The 201-nt window shown below is 71.6% G+C and carries 1 protein-coding gene; it reads right to left on the minus strand.

Going from position 1 to position 201, the window contains the following annotated elements; all coding sequences use genetic code 11:
- Positions 1-190, minus strand: a 190-nt coding sequence (locus ACLEQD_RS45470) for an AMP-binding enzyme (RefSeq protein WP_410392087.1), incomplete at its 3' end; no start/stop codon positions are given.
- Positions 191-201 lie beyond the last annotated feature (11 nt).

Genomic DNA, 201 nt, shown 5'->3' on the forward strand with positions numbered 1-201 from the left:
GGTCCAGCTTGCCGTTGGGCGTGAGCGGAAGCGCGTCCAGGGGCAGCAGGTGCGCGGGCACCATGTAGCCGGGCAATTGCTGCTGCAACGCGCGGCGCAGCTCGCTGACGGAAGGCGCGTCGGGAGCGAGGACGAGGTACGCGACGAGACGCTTGTCGCCGGGCACGTCCTCACGGACGAGGACGGCCACCTCGCGCACCC

The sequence above is a fragment of the Corallococcus sp. 4LFB genome, from assembly GCF_046520365.1.
GTDB classification, from domain to species: domain Bacteria; phylum Myxococcota; class Myxococcia; order Myxococcales; family Myxococcaceae; genus Corallococcus; species Corallococcus caeni.